This is a genomic window from Spirillospora sp. NPDC048819, from assembly GCF_040650055.1.
Lineage (GTDB): Bacteria > Actinomycetota > Actinomycetes > Streptosporangiales > Streptosporangiaceae > Spirillospora.
The window spans coordinates 303,348-315,938 of record NZ_JBEZGN010000003.1 but is presented as its reverse complement, the minus strand read 5'-3'; the positions used below and the strand labels follow the sequence as shown (position 1 = coordinate 315,938).

Sequence of the window (12,591 nt, the reverse complement as noted above, 5' to 3'; positions counted from 1 at the left end):
CGCGCTCATGGGTGACGGCTCAATGAGCCTGATCGGTGAACACCGCTGCGAGAGGGGCCAGACCATGACCGGACGCACACGGGCACGGCGGTCCCCGCTCCGTGACCGGCTCGAACTGGAGCGCGGACGGATCGCGATCGGCGGGGTCCACGCGCTCGTCCGCCTGCTGCTCGACCAGCGGCGCGCGGACGCGCGGCGCGGCTGGACGACGGCCGGGTTCGTCTCCGGGTACCGGGGGTCGCCGCTCGGCGGCCTCGACCAGCAGCTCATGCGGGACGCGAAGCTGCTGGAGGGCCGCGACATCCGGTTCGTGCCCGGCGTGAACGAGGAACTGGCCGCGACGGCGGTCTACGGGTCCCAGCTCGTGGAGCACCTGCCGGGGCCGCGCCACCAGGGCGTCTTCGGCCTCTGGTACGGAAAGGCGCCCGGCGTCGACCGTTCGCTGGACGCGTTCAAGCACGCGAACTGGCTCGGCACGTCCGAGCGCGGCGGGGTGCTGGCGGTGGTGGGCGACGACCCGTCCGCCAAGTCGTCCACGCTGCCGTCGGCGACGGAGGGCGCGCTCGCGGAGGCGTTCATGCCGGTGCTGGTCCCGGCGTCGGTCGGGGACGTGCTGCGGCTGGGCCGGCACGGTTTCGAGATGTCGCGGTTCAGCGGCGCCTGGACCGGATTCAAGGTCGTCACCGACGTCGCGGACTCGCACGAGGTCGTGGACGCCGCCCCGGTGCCCGATCCGGTGCTGCCGGAGTTCGCGTGGCGGGGACGCCCGTGGAAGCCGACGCGCAGGCCCGGCGTCGACCTGAAGGACACGACGTCCCTGGAGACCGAGGTCCTGCAGGGCCGGCTGCAGGCCGCGACAGCATACGCCGCCGCGAACGGCCTCGACCAGATCGAGGGCGCCGCCGGCGACGCCGTCATCGGGCTCGTCGCCGCCGGGCGCACCTACCTGGAGTTGCGCGAGGCGCTCGACCGGCTCGGCCTGGACGACGACGCCCTCGCCCGGCGGGGCGTGCGGCTGCTGCGGCTCGCCCTGATCCATCCGCTGGACGGCGGCCGGCTGCGGGAGTTCGCACGCGGGCTCCGCGAGATCGTCGTGGTCGAGGAGAAGCGCGCGTTCATCGAGACGCAGATCCGCGACCTCCTGTACGACGAGGCGGACCGCCCCCGGGTGTACGGCAAGAACGGGCCGGACGGCACCGGTCTCGTCCCGCCCGACGGGGGCCTGGACGCAGACCGCATCACCAAGACCCTGGCCCGGCTCCTCGCCGACCGCGTCGGCGAGGAGCACCTGGACCTGCGCGACCCGGTGCTGCGCCCCCGCAAGCCCCGGATCGACCTGCTCGCGCCCGCCCGCACCCCGTTCTTCTGCTCGGGCTGCCCGCACAACCGGTCGACGGTCGTCCCGGACGGGTCGATCGCGGCGAGCGGCATCGGCTGCCACGTCATGACCGTGTTCACCGACCGCAGCATCGGCACGACCCAGATGGGCGGCGAGGGCGCGATGTGGGTCGGGGCGGCGCCGTTCACCGACACCGCCCACATGTTCCAGAACCTCGGCGACGGGACGTTCTTCCACTCGGGGAGCCTCGCCGTCCGGCAGGCCGTAGCCGCCGGGACGAACATCACCTTCAAGCTTCTCTACAACGCGGCCGTCGCGATGACGGGCGGGCAGGACGCCGACGGCGGCTCCGACCCCGCCGCGATCACCCGGATGCTGCACGCCGAGGGCGTCGCGAAGATCGCCGTGGTGGCGGACGACCCGTCCCGCTACCCGCGCGGGACGGACTGGGCGCCCGGCGTCCGCGTCCGGCACCGCGACGACCTCGACGCCGTCCAGCGCGAACTGCGCGAAGTGCCCGGCGTGACCGTGCTGCTGTACGACCAGGCGTGCGCGGCGGAGACGCGGCGCAAACGCAAGCGCGGGCTCGTTCCGGACCCGGCGAAGCGGGTGCTGATCAACGAGGCGGTCTGCGAGGGCTGCGGCGACTGCGGCGTGAAGTCGAACTGCCTGAGCGTGGAGCCCGTCGAGACGGAGTTCGGCCGCAAGACGCAGATCAACCAGACGTCCTGCAACAAGGACTACTCGTGCGTGGACGGCGACTGCCCCTCGTTCGTCACGGTGATCCCGGGCGAGCAGAAGGCGGCCGGGCCGTCGCTGCCGGAGATCGGCGCGCTGGACGAGCCCGCCGGACGGCCCGTCTCGGCGGACGTCCTGCTCGTCGGCATCGGCGGCACGGGAGTCGTGACCGTCAACCAGGTCCTCGCCACCGCCGCGCTGATCGACGGACGCCACGCCCGCGCGCTCGACCAGACCGGGCTGAGCCAGAAGGCCGGCGCGGTCGTGTCGCACCTGCGGATCGGGGACGCCGCCCGGGACCGTCCGGGCATGGTCGGCGCGGGCGGCGCCGACGCCTACCTCGTGTTCGACGCGCTGGCGGGGACGTCCGAGACGAACCTGCGCCGCTGCGCGCCGGGCCGCACCGCCGCGATCGTGTCGACCAGCGAGGTCCCGACCGGCCGGATGATCACCGACACGGCGGCGTCGCTGCCGCCCGGCGCCGCGCTCGTCCGGCAGATCGCCGGCCGGACCGACCCCGGGCGCCTCGTCGCGTTCGACGCCCTCGCGCTGGCCGAACGCTGGTTCGGGAGCACGACCACGGCCAACTTCGTCGTGGTCGGCGCCGCCTACCAGTCGGGGCTGCTGCCGCTGTCGGCGGACGCGATCGAGGAGGCGCTGGCGCTGAACGGCGTGCAGGTGGAGGCGAACGTGCAGGCGTTCCGCGCGGGGCGCCGCCTCGTCCTCGAACCGGGCTGGGCGGACGCGGCCGAGCCGGCCGCGTCGCCGGCGTCGCCGGACAGGCCGCTGGACAGGACCGCGCGGGACGCGTTGCGCCTGGTCGAGGGGTCGGGCGCGGACGGCGAGCTGGCCCGCGTCCTGCGGATCCGCGTCCCGGACCTGGCCGCGTACCAGAACCTCGCACTCGCCAGGCACTACCTGGACACCGTCCTGCGCGTCGCCGAGGCCGAGCGCGCGGCGGGCGCGGCCGGGCAGCGGCTCGCGGTCGCCGTCGCACGCAACCTGTACAAGCTGACGGCGTACAAGGACGAGTACGAGGTGGCCCGCCTGCACCTCGACCCCGGCCTCGCCCGGCGCGTCGAGGAGCAGTTCGGCGCGGGCTCCACCGTCCGGTACATGCTGCATCCGCCGATGCTGCGGGCGCTGGGGCTCGACAAGAAGATCGCGCTCGGCCGGACGGCCCGCCCGGCGTTCCGCGTCCTGCGCGCGATGCGGCGCCTGCGCGGCACCCCGTTCGACCCGTTCGGCCCGGCGGCGCAGCGCCGCGCCGAACGCCGGCTGATCACCGGCTACCTGGCCGTCGTGGACGAGCTGACCGCCGCGCTGGAGGACGCCGGGGACCGGCTCGACGACGCCGTCCGGATCGCGGAGCTGCCCGACATGATCCGCGGATACGAGGACGTCAAGACCGCGAACGTCGCCCGCTACGAAGAGCGCCTGCGCGAACTGCTGGCCGCGTGGCGCGCCGAGCGCTCCCCGGCCGGCGTGTGACCGCCGGGAGACGGCGCCGGAGAGAGCCGCCGCGGCCCTCCCGGCGCCATCGCACGCGGGTGTTCGAACCCCGTCACCGGACGGCGCGTACCACCGGGCAAGCCAGGGGCCACACCTGGCCAGGAATGTGCGACGAGGGTTGGTTCGAGTGGAATCGGGCTTGCGGCTGACGGAGCGCTACCGGCTGGTGGAGCGTCTCGACGACGGCGGGACGATGGAGGTCTGGCGCGCCTGGGACGAACTGCTCGGCCGTCCCGTCGCGGTGAAGCTGCCGGCGCCCGCGCACACCGATCTGCACCGCACGTTCCAGAAGGGCGTCAACCGCGCCGCCGGTCTCTCGCACGCCGCGCTGGAGACCGTCTACGACAGCGACCAGACCCGCGACGCGTCCGGACGCCTCGTCTCGTACGTCGTCACCGAGTTCCTGGACGGCGAGTCCCTCGCGGAGCGGCTGCGCCTCGGCCCGCTCACCGCGTCCGAGACCATCGGGATCTGCGCCCAGGTCGCGGCGGCGCTGGAGGCCGCGCACGCGGCCGGCGTCCCGCACGGCGACCTGAGACCCGGCAAGATCATGCTGGTCTGCGGTGAGGTCAAGGTCGCCGACACCGGCATCGGCGGGATCGTCCGCAGCGCCCGCGGTGGACCCGGCCGCGGGACGGCCGCCGTCCCCGCCGGGGCCGCGGCCGACGAGACGAGGGCGGCTGACGTCCGCGCGCTCGGCGCCGTCATCTCCGCCTGCATCCCCGCCGGGACGTCCGGGGAACTCGCCTCGCTCGCCGCGCGCTGCGCGGGCGCGGCCGCCGGGTACGGCCCGGCCGCGGCGGAGATCGCCGGCCTCCTCGCCCGCGACGACGAGCCGCCGAACGCGATCTTCACGACGGTGCGGAGCCAGGCGCCGTCCCACGACCACCGCACCAGGGCACTGCCCCCGCGCCCGCCCGCACGAACGCGCCGGCGGGGGGCGCGCCTCGCGGCGTTCGCCCTCGTGGTCGCCATCCCCGTCACGGGCGCCGCCGCGATCCTGGTCTCCGCGCCGCGCACCCCGGTGACCGTTCCGCCGCCTCCGACGAGAGCGGACCGTACGGCCGTGCCGGAACCCGAGCGCGGCGCCCGCGCGGCCGGGACCGGCGTGACCGACGCGCTCGGACGGCTGCGCCCGATCGTGAGCCGCGGCTACACCTCGGGGGAGATCCGCTCCGACGTCGCCATCGACCTCAACAACGTCATCACGAACCTGGAGAACGATCTCACCGCCGACCGGGACGTCGACGTCGACCGGCGGATCGACCTGCTCCAGGCCAAGATCGTCACGCGCCGGCGGGAACGTGGGCTGTCCCCCGATCTCGCCGACGAACTCAACCGCGTCCTGGCAACGATCCAGACATGACGGACGAACAAGACACCGGCGAGTGGCAGAGCGAGGAGCTCCGCCCGGAACAGCTCCGCCCGGAGCAACGCCGCCCGGAACGCGGATTCCACCTGCCCTGGCTCGCGCTCGCCGGCGTCGCCGCCACCATCATCGCCGCGGCGACCCTCGTCGTCGGGATCGGCGACTCGCTGGGAGACGGCCGGCCGGCCGGCCGTCTGCTCCCCCTCCAGGCGGCCTCACCACCGCCCCCGGCCCCGGCTCCGGCCCCGGCGGACCCCACCCCCGAGGACGGCCCCGCCCAGACCCGCGAGCCTCCCGACTCCCGCATCCACGAAGCGCTGCTCAGGCTCCGCTTCTCCGTGGACGAGGGCGTCGAGCAGGGCGACGTCCGCGACGACGTGGGCATCGACCTCACCAACGTGATCGAGCGGATCCTCGACCGCCCCTGGTCCCCGCCCGAACGCCGCCGCGCCGACGTGGCCTACCTGCACCACAAGATCGCCACCCGCACGCGGGAGGGCGCGATCTCCGACCACCGCGCCGACGAGTTCCACCTGATCCTGGACCACGCCACGGACTAGCCCGGTCAGACGCAGCCGTCGAACTGGGGGATCTCGATGATCGACAGGTCGAGGCCGGGGGTGCCGCCGAACCACCTGTCCATCAGCTTGGCGGCCGTCCCGTCCTGGTACATCTGGGTGATGGCACGGTTCAGCGCCTCGCACCCGTCGGGGTCGCCCTTGCGCAGCCCGATCCCGGTGTTCTGCTCGCTGATCCGGGCGTTCACCAGCCGGAACCCGCCGCCCGCACGCTTGATCAGCCCGGCCAGGATCACGTCGTTCGTGGTGATCGCGTCCACCGCGCCCGACCCGATCTTGGCCATGCACTCGTCGTAGTCCTTGGCGGGGACGAGCTTCGCGGTCATCCCGTGGATCGCGAGGAGCCGCGCGGTGGGGTCGGCGCCCTCCACGGCGCAGAACCTGCGTCCCTTCAGGTCCCGGACGCCGTCGATGCCGCGCTCGTCCGAGCGCACCAGCACGTCCTGGAAGGACATGTAGTACGGCCCCGCGAACGCGATCTTCGTCTTGCGCTCCGGCGTGACCGACAGCGTGGCGAGCACCAGGTCGGCGCGTCCGGAGGTCAGCAGCGGGATCCGCTCCGCCGCCAGCGCCTCGACGAACCGGACCTTCTTTCCCAGCCGGTCGGCCACATAGTGCGCCACGTCGATGTCGAACCCCTTGAACCGTCCGTCCTTCTGCCGGAGCCCGAGCCCCGGCAGGTCCGGCCGGACGCCGACCACCAGCGTCGACTTGTCGAGGATCGACTCCTGCTCGCTCTGCCCGCACGCGCCCAGCAGCCCAGCCGCCAGGACGATCGCCGCCAGAACCCGCGCTACAGCCACCGCCGCACCTCCAGAGCGTTCTCATCCCGGCGCGCGGGGCTGAGGTCCCATCTTCAATGGGCCAACCTTAGAGTGCGGGCGCCCTAGCGGGACAGGGGCGATCACTCCGAGGACGAGGACCGCCGCGACGATGGCCGCCGTCATCGCCGGGCACAGCCGCCGGCCCGGACGAACAAGATCCATCGGAGCCTCCGCGGCTCACTGCGCGCGGGGCCCGAACTCGACGCAGCAGTAGCCGGAGTGCGGGGCGAGCATCGCCTTGATGGAGGACGCGCCGAGACCGTCCACCATGCCGGAGAGGAAGGCGTGGTTGACGCCGCACACCAGGTCGGGATCGTTCTCCGCCATCGGGTGGAACGGGCAGTTGCGCAGCCGCAGGCGCGTGGGAGTCTCCCGGTCGGGTTCGAACCCGTGACGTTCCAGAATCTCCGCCGCGCAGGTCAGCGCGCGTTCGGTGCCGAGCCGCCCGCCCCGGACGGGACGGCTCTCCGCGGCGCCCAGGGCACGGCCGCGCTCCCCCGCGGCCCGCAGCGCGGCGGCCTCCCCGCTCTCCCCCGCGTCCTGCTCCCGGACCGCGTCCAGCAGGATGCTCGCGAGCAGGCCGTGCTCGCGCTGCGGAATGCTGACCCGGACGTCGACACCGGACGGCTCGTACACCTTGGGCGCCCGCCCGACCCGCCGGACCCCGGCCGGGCTGGCGTAGTGGGCGCGCAGCAGCCCCGCGTCGACGAGCTTGTCCAGGTGGAACGCGGCCAGCTTCCGGGAGATCCCGACGCTGGCGGCCGCCTCGTCCCGCGTCACGGGCGCCTTGGCCGAGCGGATGAACGCGTACATGCCGCGCCGCAGGTCGTCGCTCAGGATCGCGGCGGCCTCCAGCGCGGAGGAGTCTGAGGTCACGGGATCAGCCTAACGCGCGATCACCATAACACCTAGAAATCTGGTCAAAACCGGGCAACACCCCTAGACCGAGCCACGGTCGTTGACGTATGCCTGCTATAACACCAATACTTGTTGGTGAAATAGGAGGTCGTCATGGACGATCCGCAACACCGCGCCAAACGGCCGGTGAGCATGCTCGCCGGAAGCTACGGCCACCCCTTGCACCCGATCCTCGTGACGGTGCCGATCGGGGCCTGGGTGGGCAGCCTCGTGTTCGACGTCGCCTCGCACCTGGTCGACGATCCGGCGTCCGCGGCCCAGGGCTCGCTGTGGCTCATCGGCCTGGGAGTCGCCGGCGCGCTGGGCGCCGCCGCGGCCGGGTTCCTCGACCTGCTCGCCATCGAGCCCGGCACGCGGGCCTTCCGCACCGCGCTCGTCCACATGTCCCTGAACCTCGCCGTGACGTTCGCCTACGTGGCCGGATTCGGCTGGCGCATGGGCGGCGACACCGTGTCGCCCGCCCAGATCGCACTGTCGGCCGTGTCCCTCGCGGGCCTGGGCGCGGCGGGGTTCCTCGGCGGGAAGCTCGCCTACCGCTACGGCGTCCGCGTCGCCGACGAGAAAACCCAGGCCGAGGGCTTCACCGCGGACGCCCCGCCCCCGGCGGCAAGCCGCGAAGACCAAGCAGTTCTGAACACGGAGGAAACATGAGCATCGCCGCACTCGTCACCTGGCTCGCCACCGCGCTGGGCGGCTTCTACATGCTGGGCACCTGGATCGCCCGCGGCGGGGCGAAGTCGGACGGCTCGTCCCGGCTCCCCGTCCCGGTGGTCTTCGGGCACTTCCTGCTGGCCGCCGCCGGCCTGGTCGTCTGGGTGATCTACGTGTTCGCCGACACCCCGGCCCTGGCCTGGACCGCCTTCGTCATCCTGCTGCCGGTCGCGCTGCTCGGCTTCGTCATGTTCGCCCGCTGGCTCGCCGTGACCCGCGCGCCGGCCGTCCGCACCGCCCGGGGCGGACCGGGCGCGGCGGCGGCCGACGTCCCGGCCGAGCGCGGCTTCCCCCTCCCGGTCGTCCTCGGCCACGGCCTCCTCGCAGTCGTCACACTGGTCCTAGTCCTCCTCACCGCCCTCCAGGCATAGGCACCGGGCCGGCACTTGACGGTGGCATATCGTTTTTCGATACTATCGAGAAACGATATGCCACTCGAAGGAGCCGGCCCATGCCCCCCACGTCCTGGTGGAGACGGATCGACCGCCACGCCCTGGAACTGACCGTCGGCGTCGCCCTGCTCGGAGTCGGGCTCGCCACCCTCTTCCCGCTCTTGGCCGCGATCGGCCTCATCCCGCCGGTGGACACCCGCGAGGTCACCATCGACGACCGCGCGCAGACACCCCCTCTGGCGTCCGGCGGGACGTCGTTGCGCGGCACCCATCAGGCCGAACTCGCGGTCAGCGACCCGGGTCTCTGGGATCGGATCCTGCTCGCCGGCCCCCAGATCGCGTGGGGCGTCCTGACCATCGTCGTCCTGACGCTCCTCATGCGGATGGCCGAGACGTTCCGCGCGGACGGGGACGTCTTCGTCCCGCGGAACACCCGCCGCCTGTACGGAATCGCGCTCACCCTCATCGTGACCGCCACCCTCGTCCCGGCCCTGGAGGTCCTCACGACGATCGCCCTGATCAGCGGGACGTCCCTGGAGCCGGCCGTGAACGTCACCTACGACCTGCCCGTGGCGACCCTGCTCCTGGGCATCCTCGTCGCCGCCCTCGCGGGGGCGTTCGGCCACGGTGCGCGCCTGCGCGCCGACACCGAGGGCCTCGTCTGATGCCGCCGGAGGAACCCCACCGGATCGAGGTGCACCTCGACCGCGTCCTGGCCGAGCGCGACATCACCCTCGCCGAACTCGCCGAACGCGTCGGCGTGACCGTCGTCAACCTGTCCATCCTCAAGAACGGCCGCGCCAAGGCGATCCGCTTCACCACCCTCAGCGCGCTGTGCCGCGAGCTGGACTGCCAGCCCGGAGACCTCATCACCTACAAGAAGGCCTGACACATGGCGCGCGGGCCGGCGCTGATCCCCGGAGGTCGCCGCGTCGCCCTTGGCCGCGGGTTCTGCAGGTACCCGAGGCCAAGGGCGACGCGATCAAACGGGACTTCCGGACGAACCGGGCCTTGCGGTCCGGGTCAAGGCTTCGTCCGTTGCCCGGGTTCACTGGTTATGAGGTACCGGCGACCACTTCCGTTTCTGTGTCGGGGACGGTGGGCGAGGACGGCTGCGGGCTGCGCGGGGTCATGCCAAGGGCGGCGATCGCGGCGATCACCATGAACCCGCCGACCATCAGCCAGGCGTTCACGTAGGCGTCGTGGGCGTCGGCATAGCCGGCCGGGGTGCCGAGGACGGCGACGGCGAGGCTGACGCCGAGGACGGTGCCGATCTGCCGGCTCATGTTCACCACGGCGCTGCCGGTGGCGTAGCGGTGGGACGGCAGGTCGACGGCGGCGGCCGAGAGGATGGTGGGCAGGGCGAGGCCGACGCCCGTGCCGCCGATGAGCCAGCCCGGCAGCAGCTCGGTGGTGTAGGCCGGTGCCGGGCCGAGGCTCATCGCGATCAGGACGACGCCGAACGCGCAGAGCATGCACCCGACGGCGGTGATCAGACCGACGGGGACCCGCGCGGCGGCCATCTTGCCGGCGACGATCGCCATGACCGGGACCATCAGCGGGCCGGGCGCGACGGCGAGCCCGGTCTTGACGGCCGAGTAGTCCCAGACCTGCTGCATCCACAGGACGCCGAGCAGGAGGTTGGCGGCGAACGCGACGCTGAACAGCAGGACCGTCGCGTTCGACCAGGAGAAGGTGCGCACGGCCAGCAGCGAGGGCTCGATGACCGGGGCGGGGTGGCGCAGGGAGCGCAGCCAGAACCAGGCGAGGCCGAGCAGGGCGCCGCCCACCACGACGGTGATCTGCTCGCCCGGCCACTCGTTGATCTTCACGAGGCCGAGGGCGAGGGCGGCGATCGCGAGGGTGAGGACCGTGGTGCCCGGCAGGTCGGGGATGCGGGCCGTGGCGCCCTCGCGGGAGTCGGGGACGTACCGCAGCGCCAGCAGGGTCACGGCGATCCCGATCGGGATGTTCACCTCGAACACCCAGCGCCAGGACAGGTCGACGAGGACGCCGCCGACCGCCGGGCCGGCCGCGGCGGCGAGCGCGGCGGAGGCTGACCAGATCCGCACCGCGCCGCCCCGGCGGGCCGCCGGGTAGACCGACAGCAGGAGCCCGAGGCTGGTGGGGATGAGGGCGGCGGCGCCGGCGGCCTGCAGGACGCGGAAGCCGACGAGCGACCACAGGTCCGGCGCCATGGCGCACGCCTGGGAGGCGACGGTGAAGACGACGAGGCCGGCGATCAGCGTCGGCTTGCGGCCGTAGCGGTCGGCGAGCCGGCCGAGCGGGACGAGCAGCGCCGCGAACACGATCGCGTAGGCGTTGAGGACCCAGGACAGGTCGGCCATGGGATGCCCGGCGAAGTCGCGCCCGATGTCGTTGAACGCGACGTTGACGATGAACAGGTCGAGGCCCGCCATGAAGGAGGCGACGGAGAGCACCGCGAGCACCGGCCGTGGGCGTACCTGACTTTGTTCTCCCATAGTCAGGGAGGCTAGCGAGCGGGCTGACTTTGGTCAAGCAAAGTCAGAAGGTTTATAGTGGAGGCGTGACAATCGCACTTGAGGGGCATTTCGCCGACCGCGACGCCTGGTCCATGCAGAACTGCCCGGTCGCGAGGACGCTCGCCGCGCTCGGCCCGCCGTCGGCGGTGCTGGTGCTCAGCGAGGCCTACTTCGGGACCAACCGTTTCGGCGACTTCGTCCGCAACCTCGCCATGACCGAGTCCGCCGTGACCGCACGCCTGCGCCACCTCGTCAAGGCCGGCCTGCTCAGCCGGGAGCCCTACCAGGAACCGGGGCAGCGCACGCGCTACGAGTACCACCTGACGAAGATGGGCCAGGACCTCGCGCCCACCCTCGTCGGGCTCATGGAATGGGGCGAGACGTACCTGCCCGGCGACGAGGGGCGCCAGGTCATGCTGACGCACGCCGGCTGCGGGGAGGCGGTCACGGCGCAGGTCAGATGCGCGGACGGCCATGACGTCGGGGTGGACGAGATCATCATGCGCCCGCCGATGCCCGGAGACGACCCGAACGGCGGCGGCCCCGACGGCGGCGACTCCAACGGCGGCGGCCCGGCCCGCGCCGGCCGGGCCGCCGACCGTCCGTCCGGTTAGTTCTCCGGAGTCGGGGCGGGGGTCCGCCAGGACCGGGTGCTCGTGGACGGCGGGCCACCGGCGAGCCGCAGCGCGTGCTCGACCAGCGCGACCAGCACCTGCTTCGCCGACACCGTCCGGCGCGCGTCGCACAGCAGGACGGGCACGTGCGGGTCGATGTCCAGCGCCATCCGGATCTCCGGCGGGTCGTAGCGGTCGGCGTCGTCGAAGCAGTTGACGGCGACGACGAACGGCGTGCCCTTCTGCTCGAAGTAGTCGATCGAGGCGAAGCTCGCCATCAGCCGCCGGGTGTCGGCCAGCACGACCGCACCGAGCGCGCCGCGCGACAGCTCGTTCCACATGAACCAGAACCGCTCCTGGCCCGGCGTCCCGAACAGGTAGATCGCGACGCCGTCGCGCAGCGTGATGCGGCCGAAGTCCATGGCCACGGTCGTGGTCGTCTTGGAGCCGATGCCGTCGAGGTCGTCGACGCCGACGCTCGCGTCGGTCAGCGCCTCCTCGGTGCGCAGCGGGCGGATCTCGCTGACCGCGCCGACCATCGTCGTCTTCCCGACGCCGAACCCGCCGGCGACGAGGATCTTCAGCGCGACGCGCGGGCCGTCCGCCCGCTCGTCGTGCGCCTCCCCCGCGGTCTCGTCTCGGGCTGCGTCCGGGGCGTCGGGCGGGGGGTCAGAGCGCGCGGAGTTCATCGAGCACCCTCCTGAGCAGGTTCGCGTCGGTGTGCGGCTGGACGTAGGTCTGCCCGGACGGCGTGGACCACCGCTGGACGTCCACGAGGCCCGAGTCGAGCAGGTCACCGGCCAGGACCCGGATCACGCCGAGCGGCAGGTCCAGGTCCGAGGCCAGGTCGGCGAGGGCGTGCGGGCGCCGGCACAGCGCCAGCAGGCGGCGCTGCTGGCGCGACAGCCGGCCGGGCTCCGCGGGCCGCCGGCCGGTCGCGACGAGGATCGCCACGATGTCCAGGGGCTCGCCGCGGGGCTGGGTGCGGCCGCGGGTGACCGCGTAGGGACGGACGATCGGCCCGGCGGCGGCGTCCAGCCACCGTTCCCGGCCGGGTCCCCGCGGGTCGCCGGGCAGGTCGGTCGGGTCCAT

13 protein-coding genes are annotated in these 12,591 nt (G+C 73.1%); 8 read left to right on the top strand and 5 right to left on the bottom strand.

The window, feature by feature from the left end; genetic code table 11:
• Window positions 1-64 precede the first annotated feature (64 nt).
• The 3 genes from AB0C35_RS07410 (at window position 65) to AB0C35_RS07400 (ending at window position 5,518) form a co-directional block, all read left to right on the top strand.
• Window positions 65-3,568 (top strand): indolepyruvate ferredoxin oxidoreductase family protein, encoded by a 3,504-nt coding sequence (locus AB0C35_RS07410; RefSeq protein ID WP_358451648.1) that lies wholly within the window; start codon window positions 65-67, stop codon window positions 3,566-3,568.
• Between the two features lie 160 nt (window positions 3,569-3,728).
• On the top strand, window positions 3,729-4,955 hold the full coding sequence (locus tag AB0C35_RS07405; protein ID WP_358451646.1) for a protein kinase: 1,227 nt from the start codon (window positions 3,729-3,731) through the stop codon (window positions 4,953-4,955).
• Complete coding sequence (locus tag AB0C35_RS07400; protein ID WP_358451644.1) at window positions 4,952-5,518, top strand: hypothetical protein; 567 nt, start codon at window positions 4,952-4,954, stop codon at window positions 5,516-5,518. The genes AB0C35_RS07405 and AB0C35_RS07400 overlap by 4 nt, the downstream gene beginning before the upstream one ends.
• Window positions 5,519-5,523: 5 nt before the next feature.
• Here AB0C35_RS07400 and AB0C35_RS07395 read toward each other — a convergent pair whose 3' ends face one another.
• Together AB0C35_RS07395 and AB0C35_RS07390 are read right to left on the bottom strand one after the other, a co-directional pair.
• Window positions 5,524-6,339, bottom strand: coding sequence for a transporter substrate-binding domain-containing protein (locus tag AB0C35_RS07395; RefSeq protein ID WP_358451642.1), 816 nt, complete (start codon window positions 6,337-6,339; stop codon window positions 5,524-5,526).
• 198 nt (window positions 6,340-6,537) lie between these two features.
• Window positions 6,538-7,236: a helix-turn-helix domain-containing protein gene (locus AB0C35_RS07390; RefSeq protein ID WP_358451640.1), complete on the bottom strand. Its 699-nt coding sequence runs from the start codon at window positions 7,234-7,236 to the stop codon at window positions 6,538-6,540.
• 135 nt (window positions 7,237-7,371) lie between these two features.
• On the opposite strand from AB0C35_RS07390, the gene AB0C35_RS07385 reads away from it, so the two are divergent.
• The 4 genes from AB0C35_RS07385 to AB0C35_RS07370 all read left to right on the top strand — a co-directional run bounded on the left by AB0C35_RS07385 (window position 7,372) and on the right by AB0C35_RS07370 (window position 9,270).
• Window positions 7,372-7,929, top strand: a complete 558-nt coding sequence (locus AB0C35_RS07385; protein ID WP_358451638.1) for a DUF2231 domain-containing protein — start codon at window positions 7,372-7,374, stop codon at window positions 7,927-7,929.
• Window positions 7,926-8,360 (top strand): hypothetical protein, encoded by a 435-nt coding sequence (locus tag AB0C35_RS07380; protein WP_358451636.1) that lies wholly within the window; start codon window positions 7,926-7,928, stop codon window positions 8,358-8,360. Before AB0C35_RS07385 ends, AB0C35_RS07380 begins: the two co-directional genes overlap by 4 nt.
• 80 nt (window positions 8,361-8,440) lie before the next feature.
• On the top strand, window positions 8,441-9,046 hold the full coding sequence (locus AB0C35_RS07375) for a DUF2975 domain-containing protein (RefSeq protein ID WP_358451634.1): 606 nt from the start codon (window positions 8,441-8,443) through the stop codon (window positions 9,044-9,046).
• Window positions 9,046-9,270 carry a helix-turn-helix transcriptional regulator gene (locus AB0C35_RS07370; protein ID WP_358451632.1) on the top strand — a complete coding sequence of 75 codons (225 nt, stop codon included), beginning with the start codon at window positions 9,046-9,048 and terminating at the stop codon, window positions 9,268-9,270. The genes AB0C35_RS07375 and AB0C35_RS07370 overlap by 1 nt, the downstream gene beginning before the upstream one ends.
• A gap of 166 nt (window positions 9,271-9,436) precedes the next feature.
• Here AB0C35_RS07370 and AB0C35_RS07365 read toward each other — a convergent pair whose 3' ends face one another.
• Complete coding sequence (locus tag AB0C35_RS07365; RefSeq protein WP_358451630.1) at window positions 9,437-10,864, bottom strand: MFS transporter; 1,428 nt, start codon at window positions 10,862-10,864, stop codon at window positions 9,437-9,439.
• 65 nt (window positions 10,865-10,929) lie between these two features.
• Between AB0C35_RS07365 and AB0C35_RS07360 the strand changes: the two genes are divergently transcribed.
• The gene (locus tag AB0C35_RS07360) at window positions 10,930-11,499 is read left to right on the top strand and encodes a helix-turn-helix domain-containing protein (protein WP_358451628.1); all 570 of its coding nucleotides are present in this window, start codon (window positions 10,930-10,932) and stop codon (window positions 11,497-11,499) included.
• Here AB0C35_RS07360 and AB0C35_RS07355 read toward each other — a convergent pair.
• Together AB0C35_RS07355 and AB0C35_RS07350 are read right to left on the bottom strand one after the other, a co-directional pair.
• A complete protein-coding gene (locus tag AB0C35_RS07355; RefSeq protein WP_358451626.1) occupies window positions 11,496-12,188 on the bottom strand; it encodes an ATP/GTP-binding protein in 693 nt (230 codons plus the stop codon). The genes AB0C35_RS07360 and AB0C35_RS07355 overlap by 4 nt on opposite strands.
• On the bottom strand, window positions 12,169-12,591 hold the full coding sequence (locus AB0C35_RS07350) for a DUF742 domain-containing protein (protein WP_358451624.1): 423 nt from the start codon (window positions 12,589-12,591) through the stop codon (window positions 12,169-12,171). The genes AB0C35_RS07355 and AB0C35_RS07350 overlap by 20 nt, the downstream gene beginning before the upstream one ends.

Excerpts from the sequence above, each read along its gene's own strand:
- AB0C35_RS07410 (WP_358451648.1), top strand. The coding sequence starts at position 65 with ATGACCGGACGCACACGGGCACGGCGGTCCCCGCTCCGTGACCGGCTC.
- AB0C35_RS07400 (WP_358451644.1), top strand. The coding sequence starts at position 4,952 with ATGACGGACGAACAAGACACCGGCGAGTGGCAGAGCGAGGAGCTCCGC.
- AB0C35_RS07385 (WP_358451638.1), top strand. The coding sequence starts at position 7,372 with ATGGACGATCCGCAACACCGCGCCAAACGGCCGGTGAGCATGCTCGCC.
- AB0C35_RS07380 (WP_358451636.1), top strand. The coding sequence starts at position 7,926 with ATGAGCATCGCCGCACTCGTCACCTGGCTCGCCACCGCGCTGGGCGGC.
- AB0C35_RS07375 (WP_358451634.1), top strand. The coding sequence starts at position 8,441 with ATGCCCCCCACGTCCTGGTGGAGACGGATCGACCGCCACGCCCTGGAA.
- AB0C35_RS07370 (WP_358451632.1), top strand. The coding sequence starts at position 9,046 with ATGCCGCCGGAGGAACCCCACCGGATCGAGGTGCACCTCGACCGCGTC.
- AB0C35_RS07365 (WP_358451630.1), bottom strand. The coding sequence starts at position 10,864 with ATGGGAGAACAAAGTCAGGTACGCCCACGGCCGGTGCTCGCGGTGCTC.
- AB0C35_RS07355 (WP_358451626.1), bottom strand. The coding sequence starts at position 12,188 with ATGAACTCCGCGCGCTCTGACCCCCCGCCCGACGCCCCGGACGCAGCC.
- AB0C35_RS07350 (WP_358451624.1), bottom strand. The coding sequence starts at position 12,591 with ATGGACCCGACCGACCTGCCCGGCGACCCGCGGGGACCCGGCCGGGAA.